1 protein-coding gene is annotated in these 413 nt (G+C 32.2%); it reads left to right on the forward strand.

Features of this window, described 5'->3' with window-relative positions; genetic code table 11:
* Positions 1-330: hypothetical protein (locus tag IU405_RS11990; protein ID WP_197438851.1), on the forward strand; the 330-nt coding region annotated here is incomplete at its 5' end.
* Positions 331-413: the final 83 nt, after the last annotated feature.

Genomic DNA, 413 nt, shown 5'->3' on the forward strand with positions numbered 1-413 from the left:
ATGGAATCGCTTTCTAAAGTTATGAAAGCTGAAGAAGAACATTTTAGGTACGATGCAGAAGTCTTGTTGTATAAACCTTCTTACGAAATGATGGATATGAATCCGATTGTTCAAAACTATATGTATCATGCAAGCAATGGAGCTGCAGGTGAAAATAGAGACTTATCAAAAGAAGAATTTGGCAATATGCTTAAAGATACTAGACAAAAAAATGGTTTTGTAATGGCTGTGTATGAGTTTAGTGTAATGAATCAGCAGTTTAATCAAATGAAAGCCATGTGCGAGCAACTTATTGTATTAATTGATAAAGAAGTTGCATCTGATGATTAAATTCTTTCGAAAAATTAGACAAAGACTGCTCACTGAAAATAAGTTCAGTAAATATCTGATTTACGCAATAGGCGAAATTATAC

The organism is Polaribacter sp. BAL334 (assembly GCF_015767435.1).
Lineage (GTDB): Bacteria > Bacteroidota > Bacteroidia > Flavobacteriales > Flavobacteriaceae > Polaribacter.